The organism is Vibrio sp. Isolate34 (assembly GCF_022397915.1).
Classification (GTDB): domain Bacteria; phylum Pseudomonadota; class Gammaproteobacteria; order Enterobacterales; family Vibrionaceae; genus Vibrio.
The window spans coordinates 20,213-42,126 of record NZ_JAKEUO010000027.1 but is presented as its reverse complement, the minus strand read 5'-3'; the positions used below and the strand labels follow the sequence as shown (position 1 = coordinate 42,126).

General features: G+C 45.3%; 23 protein-coding genes. 16 read left to right on the top strand and 7 right to left on the bottom strand.

What is annotated here, in order from left to right; translation table 11 throughout:
- Positions 1–2: 2 nt before the first annotated feature.
- On the top strand, positions 3–2,483 hold the full coding sequence (locus tag L1D22_RS20640; RefSeq protein WP_239831067.1) for an EAL domain-containing protein: 2,481 nt from the start codon (positions 3–5) through the stop codon (positions 2,481–2,483).
- Positions 2,484–2,630: 147 nt separating this feature from the next.
- Here L1D22_RS20640 and L1D22_RS20635 read toward each other — a convergent pair whose 3' ends face one another.
- Together L1D22_RS20635 and L1D22_RS20630 are read right to left on the bottom strand one after the other, a co-directional pair.
- A complete protein-coding gene (locus L1D22_RS20635; protein ID WP_239831066.1) occupies positions 2,631–3,227 on the bottom strand; it encodes a DTW domain-containing protein in 597 nt (198 codons plus the stop codon).
- Between the two features lie 2 nt (positions 3,228–3,229).
- Complete coding sequence (locus tag L1D22_RS20630) at positions 3,230–4,774, bottom strand: hypothetical protein (protein ID WP_239831065.1); 1,545 nt, start codon at positions 4,772–4,774, stop codon at positions 3,230–3,232.
- Between the two features lie 39 nt (positions 4,775–4,813).
- Here L1D22_RS20630 and L1D22_RS20625 point away from each other — a divergent pair, with 39 nt between their 5' ends.
- Positions 4,814–5,281 (top strand): EVE domain-containing protein, encoded by a 468-nt coding sequence (locus tag L1D22_RS20625; protein WP_017633148.1) that lies wholly within the window; start codon positions 4,814–4,816, stop codon positions 5,279–5,281.
- A gap of 73 nt (positions 5,282–5,354) precedes the next feature.
- On the opposite strand, the gene L1D22_RS20620 is transcribed toward L1D22_RS20625, so the two are convergent.
- Both L1D22_RS20620 and L1D22_RS20615 read right to left on the bottom strand, forming a co-directional pair.
- The gene (locus L1D22_RS20620; RefSeq protein ID WP_017633149.1) at positions 5,355–6,182 is read right to left on the bottom strand and encodes a Cof-type HAD-IIB family hydrolase; all 828 of its coding nucleotides are present in this window, start codon (positions 6,180–6,182) and stop codon (positions 5,355–5,357) included.
- A gap of 190 nt (positions 6,183–6,372) precedes the next feature.
- A complete protein-coding gene (locus tag L1D22_RS20615) occupies positions 6,373–7,353 on the bottom strand; it encodes an alpha/beta fold hydrolase (protein WP_239831064.1) in 981 nt (326 codons plus the stop codon).
- Positions 7,354–7,434: 81 nt separating this feature from the next.
- On the opposite strand from L1D22_RS20615, the gene rhtB reads away from it, so the two are divergent.
- From rhtB to L1D22_RS20580, 7 genes are all read left to right on the top strand, one after another.
- The gene (gene rhtB, locus L1D22_RS20610; RefSeq protein ID WP_123312060.1) at positions 7,435–8,052 is read left to right on the top strand and encodes a homoserine/homoserine lactone efflux protein; all 618 of its coding nucleotides are present in this window, start codon (positions 7,435–7,437) and stop codon (positions 8,050–8,052) included.
- A 45-nt stretch (positions 8,053–8,097) separates the two neighbouring features.
- Positions 8,098–9,318 (top strand): EAL and HDOD domain-containing protein, encoded by a 1,221-nt coding sequence (locus L1D22_RS20605; RefSeq protein ID WP_239831063.1) that lies wholly within the window; start codon positions 8,098–8,100, stop codon positions 9,316–9,318.
- 99 nt (positions 9,319–9,417) lie between these two features.
- A complete protein-coding gene (locus L1D22_RS20600) occupies positions 9,418–9,759 on the top strand; it encodes a metalloregulator ArsR/SmtB family transcription factor (RefSeq protein WP_004740493.1) in 342 nt (113 codons plus the stop codon).
- A gap of 41 nt (positions 9,760–9,800) precedes the next feature.
- Positions 9,801–10,802 (top strand): ArsJ-associated glyceraldehyde-3-phosphate dehydrogenase, encoded by a 1,002-nt coding sequence (locus tag L1D22_RS20595; protein WP_239831062.1) that lies wholly within the window; start codon positions 9,801–9,803, stop codon positions 10,800–10,802.
- Positions 10,803–10,957: 155 nt separating this feature from the next.
- On the top strand, positions 10,958–11,449 hold the full coding sequence (locus L1D22_RS20590) for a cyclin-dependent kinase inhibitor 3 family protein (protein ID WP_239831061.1): 492 nt from the start codon (positions 10,958–10,960) through the stop codon (positions 11,447–11,449).
- A 97-nt stretch (positions 11,450–11,546) separates the two neighbouring features.
- Positions 11,547–12,767, top strand: coding sequence for an organoarsenical effux MFS transporter ArsJ (arsJ, locus tag L1D22_RS20585; protein ID WP_239831060.1), 1,221 nt, complete (start codon positions 11,547–11,549; stop codon positions 12,765–12,767).
- Between the two features lie 153 nt (positions 12,768–12,920).
- Positions 12,921–13,934 (top strand): acyltransferase, encoded by a 1,014-nt coding sequence (locus L1D22_RS20580; protein WP_239831059.1) that lies wholly within the window; start codon positions 12,921–12,923, stop codon positions 13,932–13,934.
- 71 nt (positions 13,935–14,005) lie between these two features.
- On the opposite strand, the gene L1D22_RS20575 is transcribed toward L1D22_RS20580, so the two are convergent.
- On the bottom strand, positions 14,006–14,335 hold the full coding sequence (locus L1D22_RS20575) for a DUF2500 domain-containing protein (RefSeq protein WP_132764908.1): 330 nt from the start codon (positions 14,333–14,335) through the stop codon (positions 14,006–14,008).
- A 243-nt stretch (positions 14,336–14,578) separates the two neighbouring features.
- Between L1D22_RS20575 and L1D22_RS20570 the strand changes: the two genes are divergently transcribed.
- From L1D22_RS20570 to L1D22_RS20555, 4 genes are all read left to right on the top strand, one after another.
- Entirely contained in the window at positions 14,579–14,953 is a 375-nt protein-coding gene (locus tag L1D22_RS20570; protein ID WP_017633159.1) for a hypothetical protein, read from the top strand.
- 925 nt (positions 14,954–15,878) lie between these two features.
- A complete protein-coding gene (locus L1D22_RS20565) occupies positions 15,879–16,499 on the top strand; it encodes a lysoplasmalogenase (RefSeq protein ID WP_239831057.1) in 621 nt (206 codons plus the stop codon).
- A 90-nt stretch (positions 16,500–16,589) separates the two neighbouring features.
- Positions 16,590–16,826, top strand: coding sequence for a YecH family metal-binding protein (locus L1D22_RS20560; protein ID WP_239831056.1), 237 nt, complete (start codon positions 16,590–16,592; stop codon positions 16,824–16,826).
- A 208-nt stretch (positions 16,827–17,034) separates the two neighbouring features.
- On the top strand, positions 17,035–17,619 hold the full coding sequence (locus tag L1D22_RS20555; protein WP_239831055.1) for a YhgN family NAAT transporter: 585 nt from the start codon (positions 17,035–17,037) through the stop codon (positions 17,617–17,619).
- Positions 17,620–17,697: 78 nt separating this feature from the next.
- On the opposite strand, the gene L1D22_RS20550 is transcribed toward L1D22_RS20555, so the two are convergent.
- A complete protein-coding gene (locus tag L1D22_RS20550) occupies positions 17,698–17,964 on the bottom strand; it encodes a DUF1145 domain-containing protein (protein ID WP_009848233.1) in 267 nt (88 codons plus the stop codon).
- 10 nt (positions 17,965–17,974) lie between these two features.
- A complete protein-coding gene (gene rsmD, locus L1D22_RS20545; protein WP_239831054.1) occupies positions 17,975–18,577 on the bottom strand; it encodes a 16S rRNA (guanine(966)-N(2))-methyltransferase RsmD in 603 nt (200 codons plus the stop codon).
- Between the two features lie 230 nt (positions 18,578–18,807).
- Here rsmD and ftsY point away from each other — a divergent pair, with 230 nt between their 5' ends.
- From ftsY to ftsX, 3 genes are all read left to right on the top strand, one after another.
- Positions 18,808–20,082: a signal recognition particle-docking protein FtsY gene (gene ftsY, locus L1D22_RS20540; protein ID WP_239831053.1), complete on the top strand. Its 1,275-nt coding sequence runs from the start codon at positions 18,808–18,810 to the stop codon at positions 20,080–20,082.
- A gap of 76 nt (positions 20,083–20,158) precedes the next feature.
- Entirely contained in the window at positions 20,159–20,833 is a 675-nt protein-coding gene (gene ftsE, locus L1D22_RS20535) for a cell division ATP-binding protein FtsE (protein WP_004740528.1), read from the top strand.
- Positions 20,823–21,791 carry a permease-like cell division protein FtsX gene (gene ftsX / locus L1D22_RS20530; protein WP_137002207.1) on the top strand — a complete coding sequence of 323 codons (969 nt, stop codon included), beginning with the start codon at positions 20,823–20,825 and terminating at the stop codon, positions 21,789–21,791. The genes ftsE and ftsX overlap by 11 nt, the downstream gene beginning before the upstream one ends.
- The last annotated feature ends 123 nt before the right edge of the window (positions 21,792–21,914 follow it).

Here is a 21,914-nt window from a genome sequence, read left to right as displayed (position 1 = left end):
ATATGCAGTCGACCTCTCTCCTGATACAAGACATAGAACAAACCCGGCGTGAACTGGAAAAGATAGATTTTCATCAACATGAAAAGCTACTGATTCAAGTGTTTTCGTCTTTCGAGAAAGGTGCGGTTTTGGCTGCCTGCCAAGTGATTCAATCGACTTTCCCTAATGCCAAACTGATAGGTTGTAGTGCTAACCACTACATCAGCCAAGGTGTCATTCTCCATCAAGGTCTGTACCTCATTGTCACTCGCTTTGAGGCGACGTCTTACACTTGTGGCGTTGTGAAATACAGCGAACAACCACAAGCTGACAGCCAAGCGATGTGGCAGCAGCTTGAATGTCACGAGAGTACTCAAAGCATCATCTGTTTTGCTGATCGCTTGCAGATCAATGACCGAGCGCTGTTTGCCGCATTTGAGCAATCGAGATATTCATTGCCTATCTGTGGCGGCGCATCGACCATCACAGATAATGGGCGGTGGGTGATGCTTGATGGTATCTGCTATGAAAATGCTTATGTGATGGTGGCGCTACACAGTGTTGAACTGACCATTACCAAGGGTTATTACACTGAGTGGAATCCAATTGGACGAACCTTTCGAGTCACAGGGGCTCGAGGTAACCGATTAGCGGAATTGGATGGTATGCCGGTTCGCGATCTCTATAACCGTTACTTGGCCGATGGCCTCGAAGTGCCTTTTGAGCAATTGCATAACTTTCCCTTAATGGTGGGCGACCCCAAAGCGCAGAATATTCATTTACCACTTAAGGTACTGGAGTGTGGAGACATAGAATTCAGCGGTCAGTTCCAAGTAGGTGAAGAGGTTCGATTCTGTTATGACCATCCTTCGCTGACCTTGGAACAAATTCGACTTGGCGTTCAACAGATTGCTTCTCATAAGCCAGAGCAGTTCTTCATATATAACTGTACCTCTCGTATCGACTTTATTGATGGCAACCAAGAGGTGGAGGTTTTCCAGAAACTGGCCGACACCTATGGTGTGTACTGCATGGGAGAGCTCTTTCAAGAGACTGATCAACAACGAATTTTGCACCATAGCTTGACGTATATCGCGCTCAGAGAAGGTGAAGGCAGGGCTGTGCAACCATTAGAAACACAACCAGCGACCAACATCTCTCCTCTGTTTTCTCTGATTCGTAATGCCTTGCTGGATGTTGATGACATGAACAACAGCATGGCCAGCAAGATTCAGCAACAAGCCACCGCATTAACCGCAAGTTATCGAATTGACCACCGCACTGGTTTACCTAATCGAAGTGTATTGCGAGAGAAGTTATCGAGGATGAGTGCGGATAGTCACTTGTTGGCTTTAAAGGTAACGACGTTTGGTCAGATCAATGAGAAGTACGGTTATCGCGTCGGTGATAAGCTGCTGCATGATTTGAGCGAGTACTTTCAAAAAGCTTTGTGGCAGTTCTTTGAGAAAGGGTGTCAGCTTTATAGTATCGGTATTGGTGAGTGGGCGGTGGTGTTTGATAGCTGGGCAAGCCAAGAACATATTCACCAACGCTTCTCTGAATTTGCTGATCAAACCGAGCATGTGAATTTCGAACCTACCGGATTACCTGATATTGATTATCTCTCGGTGTCTATCTGTGCGGGTGTTGCGAGTCGTCGAGATTTCCCTGATACCTCGATAGATGACTTATTGCTAAAGGCGATTGAAGCGCGTCGCAGTGCGGTGAGTCAGAACAAACATTTGGTGAATGCCAAGACGCTCATCCAACTAGAAAAACATCGCCAAGAACAGTTGGGTTGGTTGTCGTGCGTCAGCCGTGCAGTGCTTAATCAAAACATTGTCGCGTGTTCTCAGCCAATAGTCTCGGCGCACAGTCATCAGATAGAGAGCTATGAATGCTTGGTTCGAATCGAAGAAGATGGTCAGTTGATTGCTCCGGGTAAGTTCTTACCCATCATTGAAGGCACTCACCTCTATACTCGCTTAAGCCGTCAGATGATTACGCGCACCTTTGATTTTATGAGTCAGCGGACCGATTCATTCTCAATCAACTTGGCACCCCAAGATTTCAACAATGAGAAAACCATTCTTCATCTTGAGCAAGCGATCAAGCAAATCAGCCACCCACAACGCATCGGTTTAGAGGTATTGGAAACGGAGCAAATTCAGGACTATGGTCGCTTGATTGAGGTGTGTAACCACTTCCGTGACCTTGGCGTGAATATTATTGTTGATGACTTTGGTTCAGGTTATTCGAACATTGATGAGATATTGAAGTTAGAGCCACAAGTGATCAAATTAGATGGAAGCCTGATTCGAAATATCGATCAAGATAAGAAGCAGCGAAAGATAGCCCAACAGTTGGTGAGTTTATGTCAGATTCTGAATGCTAAGACGGTGGCGGAGTTTGTTCATAACGAGCAAATATGCCGAATCGCAGAGGATATGGGTGTCGATTACCTGCAAGGCTATTATTTTGGAGAGCCCAAACGCCTATTTTGATGGGGTAGGTTATGTTGCAGATCGTTTCACGTGAAACACTAGCCTGTTCAATGGATTAAATTTAGATATAAAAGGGTGAGCTTATGGCTCACCCTTTTTGTTATCGCTATTTATCGCAAGTACATGTACTTCACTATTGGCACTTCGCTATTTTAGCGCGTGACCACTCTTGTCGGCTTGGAATACCTTGAGATAGTGCTGATAGTAATCGTTAATCAATCTCGCGGGTTCGTCTTCACCTAATGCTTTGAGTAGCTCGACACCCACCTCGCAGGTGCACAGATGACCACTATCTTGGTTACGGCGCAAGGTATACGAAGATTCGCTGGCAATATCGAGATGAACCTGTGGAATGGGTTGTAACCACGGGCTCTTGTTGAGCATCTTCTTCGCTTCTTGCCAGGTGCCATCCAAGATAATGAATAACGGTTCACGGCCATTAGCTCTATTCAATACCGCTTGCTGACATTCCACGCTTTCATCACTTGGGAATAATAGAAAAGGCTGTCGTGTCCCATCTTCAAGTAATGTTATTAACTCGGCTGGTGGCATTTTTCGTTGCCACACGAACGACTCGCATTGTTCAAGCGATTGTTGAAGCAGCTTTCCTGTATTGGTGTCGCGTGACAATTCATTCTCGTGAGTGAGCAACACAACATGGGTTTGGCTTTCGGTACTCGGTATTCGATGACAAATACACTGGTGAGTGAAGCCACAACCACTGCAAGTTTGTTGGTTACTCATCTTTATAGCTTAACCCCGCTTTGTACTGGTGAGATACCATCTGCAAATAGAACTACGTCGCTGATGTCAGCGTTATCTGCAACAGGAGCAACGCTTGGATTGAGTGGGTAGCTCACACCAGTGTAAGACAGTACATGTTTTGCAGCTGTTGCTCCGCCGCCACTGACATTGAAGATAAGATCCTGCCATCCATGATTTTGCGACTTACCTAAGCGTATATCGCCCTTAACCAATGTCACTCGACTATTGAAGCGCCAGTTGTCTTGATGGTTTTCAAAGATAAGCAGTGTACAGCCACCAGAACCACACCAGTCGAGTTGAGCAAACAGCTCTTCTTTGCCATCACCGTTGAGGTCGTAGGTTAACCAGCGGTACTTGGTATCGTCTGGTGAGCTGTTGTTGATCTTAAAATACTCGCGGATCGCTTGGTCGACTTTTGGATCAAGTTGATCGCTCGAGTTAACCTGCTTTGCAGTTAGATCCACGGCCGTGGTCATGTTCATTTTTGCTTGTTCACTCTTGGCCTCAAATAGCACCAGACCGCCATTGGCAATTGGATAGACAACGTTGCCGACCTTTTCTTTCTCAGCAACTAGCTTACCGTTATCGAGTGTGAAGATACGCTCGGAGATCAGGTATTGCTGCTGGTGGCGAGTCATTACAACCTGAACCTGATTTTGGTTGAGTTGTTGCCAGAAGCCTTGTTCAACAATCGAAGGGTCGCCATTGCTGTACGAGTAAGTCGTGATCGCACTGTGGTCATCGTTGAGCTCTAGGTTGATAGAGAACCCAGAGTTTTGTGTTGAGCTTGCGAAGTAGAGTCCGCTCCAGTCCAGTGTAGGATCTTGGTTAGATACTGTTGCACAGCCGCTGTACTTGCTGTCATTAAGGTTTAGTTTCGCTTCCCAGCCATAGATAGAGTCGCTCATGCCGTCGCTACAGCTTTCTTTGATCAGGTTGAGTTCGCCTTGCGTTGATTGACCTTCTAGTTGGTAATCACGAGTGCTTGGAGTGGTGCGGCTTGATTCGATATTGAGGCGCTGAGGCTCTTCGCCCATCTTGGTGTATTTGAGTTGGTCTTTATCAAAGGTCGCTGACCAGAAGGGTTCATAACCGAACACACGAGTAGAACGCAAGGGTTGGTCACAACGAGCAGGGTTCTCTGCAGTGAGGATATTGACTTGGTCAACCACGAAGCGCGCGGTGAAGTCGGCATTGTATCCAGTTTGGCTTGGTACCGTTAGGTGACCGATGAGCTCACCATACAAGGCTTGATAAGGTCTGGTTGCTAAGCCTTGAGCCTCGAGTGCTAGCTCAGGAGATAAGTCTAACCAGTATTGTTGCTGGCTACCACAAGGGGTGAAGGTTCTGCTCTCATGGCCAACCACAACTTGACCACGCATGATGAAGGTTTGCGGTTGAATGCTCAGTGGCTCATCCAAGGTTGCTGGTGGAACTTCAGGTTGTTGCGGCGTATCTGGCGTCGTTACACAACCTTGTAGCGCGAATGCGACTAGCCATGTCACTGGGTTTTTCATTACCTTCATGTTATATCTTCCTCGGAGCAACCGTTAATTGGATTTATTATGGCATATTGGTTATTTAAAACAGAACCCGACACCTTTTCTATTCAGACTCTTAGAGTACAAAAAACCTCTTGTTGGGAGGGTGTACGCAACTATCAGGCTCGAAACATGATGCGTGATGACGTCAAGCTTGGAGACTTGGTGATGATATACCATTCATCATGTAAAAAAGTTGGCGTAGCGGGGATCGCAAAAGTAACCAGAGAGGCCTACCCAGATCATTTTCAATTCGATCCCGAGAGTGATTACTACGATCCTAAATCTTCACCTGATAACCCTCGCTGGATTATGGTGGATGTCGAGTTTGTACGAGTGACTGAGCGTTTGATTCCTTTAGCAACATTGAAAGCCATGCCAGAGCTATCAGAAATGCCATTGGTGAAACGTGGTAATCGCTTGTCCATTATGCCTGTTACAGAGCAGGAGTGGCAGGCCATCTTAAGCAAAGAAGTACTCGGTTCTCGCTAACCTTAGAGAAAGCTTTTAGCGTAAGGTTCAAAAAAGGCAGCCATTGGCTGCCTTTATGTTTTATTGGGACTGCTTAGAGTAGGTGTTTTTCTAAGTAGTGTGCAACGGCGTCGTCTGCGTTGCTGCCAATCACTTCATTGTCTGGCAGAGCTTTCATCACTTTCTCGTGTGATGTGCCCATGATCAGGCCTTTCCCCGCCATAGCCAGCATCTCAGCATCGTTCATACCATCACCAAAGGCAATGCAGTTATCAAGAGTCAGATTCAGTGATTTCGCAACCGCGTCTAACGCGTGGCCTTTCGATACTTCTGCTGCCATCACTTCTAGACACCAAGGCGTAGAGAAAGCGATGTTCAGTTTGTCGCCAAACGTATCTCTTAGCTTTTGTTCAAACGTCACTAGGTATTCATGGTCTTGTTCTGGGTGTGTGAAGAAGACTTTCGCAATGCCATCACTCGGTGCGTTGTCAGCTTCAAAGCGCTTGTAGCTAAAGCCAGATTCACTGTGGAACTTAGCCAGCATTTCGTCTTCACGATCCAGTAACCAATCTTCATTTTGGTACATGTGAATGAAGATGTTTGGATCTTGGCGAACCACATCAATAACAGGCTGAACTAAATCCTGAGGCACGTTCTGGCTATACATTAGCTGATCATTTTGGTCGTGCACGCGCGCACCGTTTGAAGTGATCATGTAGGCCGGAATCCCAGCTATCTCACGAATACCCGCAACATCGACATGGTGGCGACCCGTCGCGAAGATAAAGGTGTAACCTTGGTCGTGTAACTTCTTGAGTGTTAGCTTGGTAAAATCGCTTAACTGATGGTTGGGAGCCAGAAGCGTACCATCTAAATCAGAGGCAACGATTTTCACGGAATCTTTAAGTGCAGGAATAGTCATTTAACCCTCATTGCAAAATGCTTAACCAATATCGACACCAGCTAATGCTAGCGCCCTTTGAAATACAATATCTCTATCTAGAAATTGTATGCCAAATTCACGCAAGAAAAGAGGGCAAAGCTCACTTACTTCTCTTCCTCTTTAGCGCCTCTCTCTTTTGTCCGTTACTTTTCTTGTTACCACGCTAACGCTAAGCAAAAAACTGAGTAATGGCATCCAAGGTTGGATTGCGATACTCATCCTTCTCAAACAACACCTCATGCCTAGAACCTTCGATGACCTTAAACTGGCAATCCGAGTTGGTTTTCTTCAGCTTGTTGATGAACTTCACTTGAGCATCGTTACTCACAATCTTCTCTTCCCCAGCTTGAATCAAAAGCAGTGGGATTTTGATCTGACGAGTTTGTTGGATGGCTTGCTTGGCTGCCACTAACCCTTGCCACACCCAGCGCGTGCTCGGTCCGCCTACCTGCAAAGAGGGTGACTCGTCATACAAACGGCGGAACCACTGATAGCGAACCTGGCTGTGGCTCAGTAAGTTGTTTTCGAAAGGCTTCGAGTAATACGCTTGTTGGCCTGGCGCATAAGTTGGTTTGGCGTGATACGCGGTAAGCACTTGTCCAACAACCATCGCGATAGGTTTTAGATACCATTCAGTGTTGATGCCAAACATAGGTGCACATAGGGTTACCTTATCAAACGGGTGATCCGGATGAGTCTGTAGGTAGCGAGTCGCGATGGTACTGCCCATTGAATGTGCAAGAAGATAACGCTCGGTATATTTACTTAAGTCAAAACTGGTAATTATGTCAGACATATCAGATGCATAATCATCAAACTCATGAATGTGACCAATGTCAGAGTCTGCTACCATACGTTCCGACTGGCCTTGACCTTGATGGTCAAATGAATAAACGTCATAGCCTTGTTGATAAAAATCATAAAAGAGTTCTTGGTATTTTTGGCAGCATTCAATACGGCCATTTGAAATCACAATGGCTTTGCTGTGCTTCTCTGAGGTGAGGCTGCACCAGTACAGTTTCTTTTTACCAGACGATGTTAAATACCCCTCTTTTCTTTGTTGCCAAAGAGTGGGGATCGGGTGTTTAATCGCTTGCTCGAACTGAGGTTCTTGCGTGTACGAAAACGGGGCGGCGCTGTGGTTTTCCATGGGAAACTACCTGAACTGGTGCATGTGAGAGCTTTATCGCTACTAATGTTGTTAGATTAAAGAACTAGTAAGGAAATGCAAATGGATACTCATGTTTGGCTTGCTTATGTCGTCACGGCGATTTTGTTTAGTTTGGCTCCGGGCTCAGGTACCGTTAACTCAATCAGTAATGGCCTAAGCTATGGCACTAAGAAGTCACTCGCATCGATCGCAGGCTTACAACTAGGCCTTGCATTTCACATTATGCTGGTGGGAGCGGGCATTGGTGCATTAGTGGCTCAATCTGCATTGGCGTTCACGATTATCAAATGGGTGGGCGTGGTGTATCTACTTTGGTTGGGCATCCAAAAGTGGCGCGACAACTCTAGCTTAGTGGCTTCTGAAGAGAGCTCAACGCTATCGAGTGGCAAACTGCTGAGAAATGCTGTGCTTATCAACCTGACCAACCCAAAATCTATCGTGTTTTTGGTGGCTCTGTTTCCTCAGTTTATCGACCCGACACAGCCGCAAGCACCGCAACTGTTAGTGCTAGGCGTGACAACTGTATTCATTGATAGCGTTGTTATGTTGGGTTACACCTCATTAGCTTCGCAAATGGGACGCTTTATCCGCTCAGATCGTATAATGGGTAAGATAAATAAGATATTTGGTGGTATGTTCATGGGCTGCGGCGCGTTGCTGGCTGCCGCCAAAGCTTAGTGAAAGCAATAGAGTTATAGTTAAACCAATTAGAGTTATCAATAAATGACCGCTACGTACGTTGCTCGACAACCTATCTTAAATCGTAACAAGAACACGCTTGGTTATGAGCTGTTGTTTCGCGACGGAGAAAGGAATGCTTATCCAGCGCATATTGAGTCTAACAGAGCAACGTATCGCCTGATTGTTGAGAACTTCTTGTCGGTCGGGCTTAACCCTTCGATCCCATCTTCACGCTGCTTTATTAACTTCCCTTATCAAAGCCTGATTCGTCGGCTGCCTTTGAGCTTGCCGAAAGACAAGGTGGTCGTTGAGATCCTTGAAACCTGCCAACCGACCGATGAGTTATTAGAAGCCGTTAAAGACCTTTACCAAGCGGGTTATATGATCGCCTTAGATGATTTTACTTCGACCCCAGAATGGGAACGTTTCCTTAAATACACGCATATCGTAAAGCTCGATATCATGCAGATGGGTTTGGATGAAGCGTGTGATTTAGTTAGGGCGCATCAAGGGAAGAAGTTTAGCTTTTTGGCGGAGCGTGTTGAGACCGAGCAAGAATTCCAGCAAGCCAAAGAGGCTGGCTTTAAGTTTTTCCAAGGTTACTTCTTCAATAAGCCGGAGATCATCAAGAGTAAGTACATTAGCCCTGAGCAAGTGATTGCTATGGAGCTGTTCCAAGAGGTGTGTAAGCCCGATGTGGACTTTCAGCGGGTGGAAAGCATTGTTGCGAAAGATGTGGCGCTCTCATATAAGCTGTTGCGGTTTGTGAATACTATGTCGCCGCGCCTTGAAGTGACCATCTCTTCTTTTCGTCAGGCTTTGGTATATCTAGGGCAAGAGAAACTGAAAATGTTTGTCTCGTTAGCCGTCGCCTCTTATGTGTCCGATAAAAAGCCGAAAGAGCTGTATGGATTGTCTCTACAGCGTGCGCAATTTTGTCAGCGTATGTCTCGCTATCAAGTGTTTGAAGGGCACACTGAGCAAGCCTTTATGATCGGTTTGTTCTCGCTACTTGATGCACTGCTCGACCTGTCGTTAGAGAACTTAGTCGAGCAGTTGCCGCTATGTAAAAGTATCAAGGTTGCTCTATTACGCAGGGAAGGCCCTTACGGTACCTTGCTTGCCCTTGAAGAGAGTTTTGAGCATGCGGATTGGCAGCAGATTGATGAGCACTGCGCTGACTTAGGGCTTAGTGTGGAACAGGTGAAAACTGAACTCACAGAAGCGCGTCGCTGGAGTCACACCGTGACCAACAAGCTGTAGTGTTGCTTTATTAAACTTTTATGATATTTAAAACGCACGCCTTGACGTGCGTTTTTTTATAACTAATATATACGCATATCCATATATGAGTATGTAGTTATGCTTCCTCACCAATTTTTTAAATTACTGTCTGACGAAACGCGAGTGCGTTGCTTAATGTTGATTGTGCGCCAAGAGTGCCTTTCAGTTGGTGAGTTGACTCAGGCATTACAAGAAAGTCAGCCAAAGGTATCGCGCCACCTTGCGCAGCTGCGTTCAAACGGCATTTTGACTGACGTTCGCCAAGGGCAATGGGTGTTCTATCGCCTTGCTAATGATTTACCGGGTTGGATGCTAAAGTTAATTGATGACCTTATCGCATCGAACTGTTTGAAAACTGAATACCAACAAGACATTGAGCGCCTAGAAGCGATGACTTCACGCCCTCAATGTTGCGTTTGATCGAATATTTTTAGATTCACCACTGACTGAGAGAACACATAATGACAGTTAAAGTAGGTATTAATGGTTTTGGCCGTATCGGCCGTCTAGCACTTCGCGCAGCTTTCGATTGGGAAGAGCTAGAGTTTGTACAGATTAACGATGTAGCTGGCGATACAGCAACGCTTGCACACCTTCTAGAGTTCGATTCAGTTCAAGGTCGCTGGAACCATGAAGTAACAACTGAAGGCGATGAGATGATCATCAACGGTCAACGCATCAAAACCACCAAAGAGCGCGACATCGATGCGATCGATTGGTCTGGCTGTGATGTGGTTGTCGAAGCGACAGGCGTTCACCGTAAGACTTCTTTCCTAAACAAATACCTAGAGCAAGGCGTGAAGCGCGTTGTGGTTTCTGCACCTGTTAAAGAAGAAGGCATCGCAAACATCGTTGTTGGTGTTAACGACAACATCTTCGACCCAGCAGTACATAAGATTGTGACTGCAGCGTCTTGTACAACTAACTGTATCGCTCCTGTGGTTAAGGTAATCAACGATAAGCTAGGTATCGAGAACGCGTCATTTACGACGATTCACGATCTAACTAACACTCAGACTATCCTAGATGCGCCACACAAAGACTTACGTCGTGCACGTGCATGTGGCATGAGCTTAATCCCTACCACGACAGGTTCTGCTAAGGCGATTGTTGAGATCTTCCCTGAGCTAGAAAACCGCATCAACGGCCACGCGGTTCGTGTACCACTAGCGAACGCTTCTCTGACTGACATCATCTTCGAAGTGAAGCAAGATACAACAGCAGAAGAAGTTAACGCGATGCTGAAAGAGGCGTCTGAGAACGAACTGAAAGGTATTCTTGGCTTTGAAGAGCGTCCACTGGTTTCTATCGATTACAAAGGCGACCAACGCTCTACAATCGTAGATGCACTGTCTACCATGTTGGTTGGTAAGCGCATGGTTAAGATCTACGCTTGGTACGACAACGAGATGGGCTACGCGACACGTACAGCAGAGCTTGTTCGTACAGTTGGCCTTGCATAATACTCTTCATACTTGAAGCTGCAGCGTTGTTAACTGCGTAAGTTCACCCTAATCACATAGAGCCTCTATGCTCATAGGGCTGAACTTACTTGTTGCCTAGCTGCAACTCCAATTATTTTGAGTATTGGTTCTATAAGAATTTAAGAGAATACATAATGACACATCCAACATGGCAACTAGATTTAGAAACTGGTGCGTTAGTGCTTACTCCGTGCCCAGGCACCAAAGAAGCTGACCTAGATGCATCTCTAGCCCAACTTAAAGAGCAAGGCGTAGAAGCGATTGTGACGGCTTTAGACAGTGAAGAACTGGCGAGCAAGAATGTTTCTGAGCTAGGTGAGAAAGCGCAAGCACTAGGCATGCAGTGGTTCCAAATCGAAATCGAAGACGATTGTGCACCAGGTGCTGATTTTGCTGCTAAATGGCAAGCAGCGAGCCCTGCGCTACACAAAATCGTTGATAGTGGCGCTAAGGTAGCAATGCACTGCATGGGCGGCTCGGGTCGTACCGGTTTATTTGCGGCTCATCTGCTGTTAGAAAAAGGCTGGGACCTCGACAAGATCGTTCAAGAAGTTCAGGCGCTTCGTCCAGGTGCTTTTACTAAACCTATTCAGGTTGAGTATATTAATGGCGTAGCGAACAGCTAATAAGCTATCGTTGTTATACAAGGAGCTTTTGGTATCTGGAGTGTTGAACTTATCATGATCCAAAAGCTCTTTTTGTTTAGATTGCAGAGATAGCGTTATGTTTTCAAATCTAAGTAAGAGCGTTCGCCAATACATGTTGGTGACTTTCAACTACTGGAATTTCACCATTACTGATGGTGCACTTCGTATGCTGGTGGTCCTGTATTTTTACGACCTTGGCTACAGTTCGTTAGAGATCGCCTCACTGTTCCTTTTTTATGAATTCTTTGGTGTGGTGACTAACCTAATCGGTGGTTGGTTGGGCGCGCGTCTTGGTCTCAATAAGACCATGAACATCGGCTTAGGGATGCAAGTCTTTGCCTTGGGCATGCTCGCATTGCCATCGGCCATGTTGACTATTCCTTGGGTGATGGCGGCGCAGGCACTGTCTGGTATCGCCAAAGACCTCAATAAGATGAGTGCCAAGAGCTCTATCAAAACCTTGGTACCGGATGAACAGCAAGGTGCGTTGTATAAGTGGATTGCGATTCTGACAGGCTCGAAGAATGCCCTGAAAGGTGCAGGCTTCTTTATTGGCGGCTTGTTGCTTTCGACGATTGGCTTCCAATATGCAGTGCTTGCGATGGCTTCTGTGTTGACTTTGGTCTTCATTGGCAGTGTGCTGAGCTTAGAAGCGGACATGGGTAAGGCGAAGACCAAGCCTAAGTTCAAACAGATCTTCTCTAAATCTGAATCCATCAACATCCTGTCTGCGGCGCGTATGTTCCTGTTTGGTGCTCGTGACGTGTGGTTTGTGATTGCTCTGCCAATCTATCTGGGCAGCGTATTTGGTTGGGACCATTCATGGGTTGGTGGCTTCCTAGCGGCTTGGACCATCGCTTACGGCTTCGTACAGGGCATTGCACCTAAGATTACGGGTAAGGCACAAGGCAAGGTTCCAGACGGTCATGCAGCGTTATTATGGGCGGGTGCTCTGGCTATCGTTACAGGTGCTATCGCTTATGCGGTGCAAATAGGTTGGCAACCAGAGTTAGTGATCATTGGTGGTTTGATGGTGTTTGGTGCCATCTTCGCGGTGAACTCATCACTTCACTCATACCTGATTGTGAGTTACGCGAAAGGCGATGGGGTATCGCTTGATGTTGGCTTCTACTATATGGCGAATGCAATGGGCCGCTTGATTGGCACAATCTTGTCAGGCTTAGTATTCCAAATGGGCGGCTTGTCTGCGTGTTTGTGGGTATCGTTCGCATTCTTAGCGATAACGACGGTGATCTCTCTGCGTTTACCTAAGGTGCCGCAAACATCTGCCGCATAGGCCTTATTCGTAAGAGCGAAAGTTGCAACTGCTCATTCGTTTAAGATTAATTCGCGATATGCTTCTCCTTTAACAATAAGCTGACTTGGTATTTATTCCGGTCAGCTTTTTTATTGCTATAGTAGAATGATTGAATATTAATCAGGCATTTACATGAAGCAGCGAATTCTCTTTTTTGATTTAGCACGATGTGTCGCGGCCGTAGCGGTTATCGCGATTCATGTTTTGGCGCCTTATCGCAACGAACTAGGAACGATTCCTTTCGGCGAATGGTTAACAGCAATCACCGTCAATGGCTTCAGCCGTTGGGCGGTGCCTGTCTTTATACTGATAACCGGCGCCTTGATGCTAAGCGATCAGCGCCCATTTGATGCTAAATACTACCTCAAGCGACGTCTGGGCAAGGTATTGATACCTTTCATCGTCTGGTCGCTTTTCTATACCTACCTATCGGGTTGGTCTGCGATGGGCTTTGATGCTGACGTCAGTTGGGATGTGTTGCTCAATAGCTATCATCACTACACCTACTACCACCTTGGTTTCTTCTATTACTTTATACCGCTCTACTTTGTGATTCCTTTCTTACAGATTATGGTCAGAAAGTATGGCAACAAAGCAGTCTATGGCTTCACAGCGGTGTGGCTGTTCACAACGTTGCTGTTCTTACTAAGAATCGATGGCCCATGGAGCCATGAGTTATGGCTTTACACTGGCTACTTGCCACTGGGTTACCTGTTGTACAAGAAGGTGCCGCTTAACAAGTTCACTGTTGGGGTGAGTGCGGGACTCGGTGCACTGGCGTTGTTAACTACAGTCTATATGGTGGTTGATGCGAGTCTAATCGCCGAGGAGTACACGGTTGGCCGTTGGTTATCATACAAGACGCTGAATACCGTATTAGCCGCTAGCATGGTGTTTATGCTGTGTCGTTACTACGGAGAAGGATTATCTGAGAAAGGTAACCAAGTGGTTGGCTTTATCAGTAAGCACAGCTTAGGTATCTACCTGCTGCATCCTATCTTCTTGTGGCCAATGAAAGAGTTCGGTTGGTACCAAGGGCACCCTGCGTGGGTTATCCCATTGTGGATTGTGATCAGTGGTGCTGGCGCGCTGTGGATGAGCTGGATGGTATCTAAGTCTGAGAAAACGCGCTGGTTATTGCCTTAGTCGTCAACACTAAGGCCATTAGTTATTATCGCTGATGGTCGCTTTTGATGAATCGTTGAAGCGGCTTACGATTAGCGCTTCAACGCAAAGTGTAAGAACTTGTCGCCTTGGTAGGTTAAGGTTCCTTTATCACCAGGATTAAGTGCGTGGAAATAGTGGATTCCGACTTGGAATTCTCGTTTCGGACCAACCATACCGCGTTGAACGTAAATCCAGTATTCTTGATCTTCTTGACCGGGTTCTGCGTCAGGAAGGTCGATGGACTGTTTATCTAATACCGTCACGTTCACTTTCTTTTCTGGTGCGTTCTCGCCTTGCATATGTTTTCGATAAAAAACAAGAAAACCCCAGGCCGCTAGACCTGCGAGTGCAAAGATGGCAAAAAAGAGTGAGTTAGGCATATAACCTCCATGTAGTCGTGATGGTTATTCTAGTCTTTCGGGCAATAGGGATATGTGTTTAAAGCCGCTATTCGTGAACTGCTGTAAGCAAAGCTGATTATTTTTCGGCTGATATCACATTTAATGGCCAGTTTGGGATAAAGCATTGTTATTTATTGTCTCTTTCTCACGTAAATAGCGATGATTTTGTATAAGAATAAGGAAATGCTCGACTAGAATTATAGTGTGGAGTGGGAGGCCAAGATGACCGACATTGAAAAAGTGGTGACAAGAACTCGCAATATAGAAAAATTATTGAGACTTCAATATCACGCTGAAGGCGAAGGATTGCACGAGCTTGTGACAAGCTGTGAAGAAAGGCTACCGCACGATATGGTAAGCAAGCTGCGTTATATCGCAACGTGTCGTAACAAGGTAGTGAATGAGCATGACGCTCAGTTGGAAGACCAGCATAAATTCATCATGATGTGTAACGATTGTGAGAAGGAGCTGACTCCACGAAGCGGTCGTTTTATCTGGCGTGTTGCGATCTTATTGATGATGGCAATGACTTTAGCCGCAGCGGGTTTCTACTATGCGAACTGGGATGTGTTAACACTGCATCTGTTTTCGAAGTGAAAAATTTGAACAAAAAAAGGGACGCTCATGGCGTCCCTTTTTTATTTGTAACTTGCTTAGTACATCATCGGTAGTGTCATTAGACCAACAACTACCGCGATCATTACAAGTCCTTGTCTTTGCGAAGATGAAATCATAACACTACTCCTAAATTTGGTTGTCTCTCGCTATGTTTTAAAGAATAGCACTACTTATAGCTTTAGATCAAGAATTACTTTCGAAAGCCTTAAAATAGGTAGAAAACTATTGGATATTGGCTTGTTTGGGGCTGTTTAACTGTGTTTTTTGGTGTGTTCTTATTTTGTTCGTTGTGATTCATGTTTGTTCTTATTTGATTTAAGTTTCTGTTTTATAATGGTTGTTATGTGTGATTTATATTGTTAAAGGTTGTTAAACTGTATTAATGGGGTCTGGTGGCTTCTAGGTCTGATTTGGTTTTGTTTGTGAGTTTTTTTCTTGGTTTTGGTGGCGGATTTGACAAGGGGCTAGGAAAATCCTGACAAACAGGAGCTGAATTAACGCAAGTTGCTTACTTTACAAAGCTAGGTATGTTTGAGGTTTTTAATTCCTTTTTAATTTTCATTTTTAATGTTTAAGTTTATGTATTTATTTACTTTTAATGTTGGTTTTTCTAATTTTAAAGTGTAATTTTTGGCTGTTTTTGATGGGTTCTTGCGGTTTAGATAGGTTAGAATTGACCAAAATGAAAAGCTGGGCGCTGTAAGGCGCTTTTCGATGGGTTTAACGAAGAATCGCTCTAGTTTTAAACGAATCATCGTTATCTCCGCGTAATTGTCATGGCTTCAACCGAAAGAGGCTCTTTTTAGTGGAAGCGTAATCAAGATCCAATTTTGAAAGGCTTAGGCTTTACATCAACACTTGTGTGCCTAGACTGGCGACGATTTAAAGCAATAGGGCAAGTGGTATGTGGAGTTGGTTAGCGGTTTCCTTATCTGGTATCGGAGCAATAGCAGGAACGAAACATGGACATATCGGTCAGGCTTTATCGTATAAGGTATTTACCTTTGTATTATTAGCGACTATTGCTTTAACTCAGTCGGTTGTGGCTGACTTTACCTATTGGATAGTCACGGGGTTGGCTATCTCTGCGATCGCAGATGTGCTTCATACACTCACTCAAAAACGTCCTCTGCATTTTGTCTGCTTCTTATTGGCTCAACTCTGTTACAGCAAAGCTTTTTGGTTACAACTATCAGGTGAAATGGTTTGGTGGTTGTTCGCGTTGTTATTAGCAGCTTGCGTTGTTGCTTTCTTTTTACTGTTGCCACGCTTAGACAAACTCGTCTTTCCTGTGGTCATCATGGGCATTGTGCTTATTCAGCTAGCATGGGCTTCTGGTGAGGTTTGGCTGCTGGATCCTCAGCTATCACACGCGGTCGGTTTTGCTGGCTGTAGCGTGTTGCTCCTTTCGGCCTTGGCCTATGCACTAAACAGTTACCGTAGCCCAATCAAGGGCGCTTACTTTTGGGTAACGGGCAGTTACTTTCTGGCACACGCACTTATTGTCGCCTCTATTACTATTTAAGGTCGAGCTCTCTCAAGCCTGAGCTACATCAAAACGGCGTTGCTAAAACTCGGTACTCTACGAGTAATTCATTAAACATGAGATTGACTTATGACGACTGAAATTCACGCACACAACGTTTTAAACCTGCTTAGTGAAAAGCCACTGACTCGCGAAGAGCTAACATTAGCGCTTGCTCAAGCCTATGGCGAAGAAGCTCGCTTCCATACTTGTAAGCTCAATGGTCTGGATTTAGATAGCCTGTTGAAGTTTTTCTTGAAAATGGAAAAGGTTGTCGTTGTCGATGACAAGCTCTGCACTAACCGCGAACGTGTGTGTAATCACTAATTCTTAGTGGCTTGTTTTATTCGTGAATAGAGAGTGGGTGCGATGTTTCGGCTCCACTCTTTTCATTACCTTTTCAATCTGCTTTTGCTAATTTCCCTTCTAATAACATTCCACTCTCGAAGCATAAGTTAACCCGTTTACCACTGCGTTCGAAAATCAATGTTGAGGCTGCTATACTCCGCGCACTTACGCTTTTCGAGACAAACTTATGGAAATCTTATCTGCAGCAACCATGCTGTTTCTTATTATGGACCCGCTTGGCAACTTGCCAATCGTGCTCTCTATCCTTAAGCATATTGACCCGAAGCGTCGCCGTATTGTTCTGATTCGTGAGCTGATGTTCGCATTGGTTATCTTGCTGTTGTTCCTGTTTGCGGGCCAAAGCATCATGAACTTCCTGCACGTGCAGCCTGAAACTTTGAGTATCTCTGGCGGTATCATTCTATTTATTATCGCGATTAAGATGATTTTCCCAAGCGCAGGCAGCATTACTGGCCTTGCGGCTGGTGAAGAGCCGTTTATTGTACCGATGGCGATCCCTATGATTGCAGGTCCGTCAGTGATTGCTGCACTGATTCTGCTGTCGACACAGTATCCAGACAACATGTTAGAGCTTTCAGCCGCTGTGATGCTGGCATGGGGCGCCACCTTCTTCATTCTGATGTTTAATGGCTTCTTCCTACGAGTATTGGGTGAGAGAGGGCTTAAAGCCATCGAGCGCTTGATGGGATTGTTACTTGTTATGCTATCGACTCAAATGTTCTTGGATGGTGTGAAGGGCTACATGGGCTAGTTTTGCTATCATTACTCAATAAAAAACGCCGCTCTACTGAGCGGCGTTTTTGTATCTGTTACTTGGTTTTTATTTCGATTACATCATGTGCTTACGACGGATATCGAGTAGGGCAAAGACTCCGAAAATCAATATTGACCATTTCTCCCAACGTGACATCTCGATCTTATCGCCGAAAGCACCGATAAAAATCAGCATCTGCAGGCCGTGCATGAAGAACAAGAATGCGGTCATGATATAAAGCGCAATCGCCGCATTACCCGGGAACGGGTAGAAAATATTGGCGATTAAGATAAACCAAACAAAGGCGATGGCTGCTTTTGCTAGTGGAAGCAAGAACTTCATTCAATAACTCCTATTCTTCAGTGATTCGATTAAACAGTCGGTAGCTTGACTGGCCGGTGGTCTTATCGCGATGTAATTCCCAGTTTTCTGGCATCGCTTCGAGTTTCAGCTCTTTCTCTGTCTCAACGTAAATGATGGCATCATCTGAAAGCCAACCATTGCTCTCAAGCAGTTCTACTGTCTCTGCTAATAAGCCTTTACGAAATGGAGGATCAAGGAAAACCATATCGTAAGGGGTGCCTGGCTTTTTAAGGAAAGAGATAGCATCAGTATTTACCACATTGATGTTGTCTGCTTTGAGCTCTTTAGCATTATCAGAAAGCTGCTTGGCGGCCTTTTGATTCATTTCGAGCAGCGTCACCATTTTTGCTTGGCGAGAAGCTGCTTCAAAACCTAAACCACCAGAACCTGCAAATACGTCTAAGCAGGTCGAATTTGGGATATCTTGTGCGACCCAGTTAAAGAGTGTCTCTTTTACTCGGTCAATGGTTGGGCGTAAGCCTTCTAAATCATGAACAGGCAGCTTTCTACCTCTCCATGAACCACTAATAATTCGAACAAAGCCACCGGAAGGCTTTTTTTGTGATGTGTTTTGCTGGCGACGTCTTACCATAGATTTTTTGACCGCTAATAAAGTGATACTATACCGAGCCCAATTTAAGTGGGTTCGTGTATTAAATAAATTTGCAATGACAAAGTGTATCAAGCTAAAAGCAAACTTATCACTGCTTTGTCATTTTTCTTTACTATTCGTTTGTACAAGCTTGTATTGTATAACAATAGCAAAGAGTCGACGTGTATTAAGTCAATACAGCTAATTAGTAGATCTAGGAAACTCCTCTGATGACGGAAAAAAAGAAGCGCGGATTATTATCGTGGCTTGGTTTTGGTGAAGAAGAACAAAGCCCAAAAACTCAGAATGAAGCGAACGTAGAAAGCGTTGAAGATCAAACTGAAGTTGAATCACAAGTCGAGGCTGAACAGGCCGCGTCTGAAGATGAAGTAATTAAATCAACTGAAGCTAAGCCAGTTGAATCTGAGCTTGCTGAATCAGAGCAAGCGCTTGAAGAGGCTCAACAAGAACAGCAACCTGTCCCAGCAGAAGCAGAAGCAGAAGCAGAAGCAGAAGCAGAAGCAGAACAGGAAGAAGTCGTTGCCCCTCAAGCTCAAGTTGAAGAAGTACAAGAGAAGCCAACAGAAAGCTTCTTTGCTCGTCTTAAGCGCAGCCTAAGCCGCACTAAAGCAAACATTGGTGCGGGCTTCTTTGGCTTGTTCAAAGGTAAGCAAATCGATGAAGACCTGTTTGAAGAGCTGGAAGAGCAGCTTCTGATCGCTGATGTGGGTATGAATACCACCGTTAAGATCATTGAAAACCTGACAGAAAAAGCATCTCGCAATGACCTAAAAGACGGTGAAGTGCTTTATGGTCTGCTCAAAGATGAGATGGCGGATATCCTAAGCCAAGTGGAACAGCCATTAGTGGTTGATACGACTAAAACACCTTACGTTATCTTAATGGTTGGCGTGAACGGTGTAGGTAAGACAACCACTATCGGTAAGCTAGCGAAGCAATTCCAAAACGAAGGCAAGAAAGTGATGCTAGCGGCGGGTGATACCTTCCGTGCAGCAGCCGTTGAACAACTTCAGGTTTGGGGTCAGCGTAACGATGTACCTGTTATCGCTCAGCACACAGGTGCGGACAGTGCGTCAGTTATCTATGATGCAATTGAAGCGGCGAAAGCACGTGGTGTTGACGTAGTGATTGCCGATACAGCCGGTCGTTTGCAGAACAAGAGCAACCTAATGGAAGAGTTACGCAAGATTGTTCGCGTAATGAAGAAGATTGATGACTCTGCACCGCACGAAATCATGCTAACGCTTGATGCAGGTACAGGTCAGAACGCTATCAGCCAAGCAAAACTATTCAGTGAAGTTGCACCGGTAACGGGTATTACGCTAACCAAACTTGATGGTACGGCGAAAGGTGGTGTGATTTTCTCAATTGCAGACCAGTTCCAGATTCCAATTCGTTACATTGGTGTTGGTGAAGGCATTGACGACTTACGTCCATTCGAGTCAAAAGACTTTATTGAAGCGCTATTTAGCCGCGAAGAGTAACGCGAGTAGCAAGTGGTTTATCCTTAACCTGCTACCGTTTTAAATTTGATATTAGTGATCGTAAGAGGAATTTTCGGTGATCAAATTTCAGCAAGTGAGTAAAGCCTACCGAGGCGGACGCCAAGCGCTCCAAAAAGTGGACTTTCACCTCAAACGTGGAGAGATGGCATTTTTAGGCGGGCACTCCGGTGCTGGTAAAAGTACCTTGCTGAAGTTGATCTGCGCGATAGAGCGTCCAACCGATGGACGCGTCTGGTTCAACGATCACGATATCACACGTATCCCAGCCAAAGACATCCCGTTTTTACGCCGTAATATCGGGATTGTTTTTCAAGACCATCGCCTGCTAATGGATCGCTCGATCTTCGATAACGTTGCTCTGCCTATGCGCATTGAATCTATTTCTGAAAATGAAATAAAGCGCCGAGTGAGTGCTGCGTTGGATAAAACTGGCTTACTCGACAAAGCTCGTTGTTTACCAAGCCAACTTTCTGGTGGTGAACAGCAACGCGTGGGTATTGCTCGCGCCGTGGTGAACCGTCCAACTCTACTTTTAGCGGATGAGCCAACGGGTAACCTAGACCCTGAATTATCTAACCGTGTGTTGCGACTGTTTGAAGAGTTTAACCGTGCCGGTGTGACGATCATCCTAGCGACGCACGATATCGGGTTAGTGAACACTCGCCCTCAATATCGTCATCTTGAATTAAACCAAGGCTTTTTGAGTGAGGTTGAAGACTATGGCCGCTAATAAGCGCATCAAAAAACCTCAATCTAATCGAGCAGCAAGCCGCGCTTCAAGTGACGGCTTCTTTGTTGTGCATTGGAAACAAGCCAAGTCATCGTTCTCGCAGATGTGGCAGCGCCCGCTGGGTAATTTGCTGACCCTTGCTGTGATCTCAATGGCTTTGGCGATGCCTGCGTGTTTGTACCTATTGGGCAAAAACGTGGGTGAAGTGGCGCAAGATGTCACAAGCCCGTCACAAATTAGTGCTTATGTAGAGGATGGTATCCCAGAGCCCAGAGTAATGGTGCTTAAGGATGAAATAGAAAGTTGGGAACAAGTTGAGCTAGTGGAATACATTTCACCGCAACAAGGACTTGCCGATCTCAGCCAGTATTCTGGTTTCGAAGATGCCTTAACTATCCTAGACGACTATTCACTACCTGGTGTATTGGTGATTACGCCAAGCGTACACAGCGATACTCAAATTAAAGAACTCGCTGGCACTGTTAAAAAGCAAGAGCTCGTCACCGATGTTCGCCTAGACGAAGATTGGTTGGCTAGATTAGATGCTATCAAAGCGCTAGCAGCCGTCATCGTGATTACCTTAACGGTATTAATGCTAGGCGCAGTATTTTTGATTATCGGCAATACATTACGATTTAATGTATTGGCGCATAAAGAAGAGATTCAAACCATGAAGCTGATTGGTGCGACCGACAGCTACATTCTTCGCCCATACCTCTATGCTGGGATGTGGTTTGGTGTTCTAGGTTCGATTAGCGCTTGGGTAATGACGGCATTGATTACCGTATTACTGAACAGCGCAGTGGATGACTTGGCTCAGCTGTATGACAGCCACTTCCGCTTAATTGGCCTGAGCTGGGATGAATCTTTACTGCTTTTGATCGTCGGAACTCTGCTTGGTAGTGTGGCTGCGAAGCTTTCTGCACAGCGTCACCTAAAAGAAATTGAACCAGTTTAGGTGAATAGAGTCATATTTAGACGAAAAATAGGCACTTCTTAACCAGTTTTTGCCTTGTATAGACGAATTGATTATGCATAATTACTCTCCCTCCTTGAAACCTGTTCATTTTAGGTTCAAGAT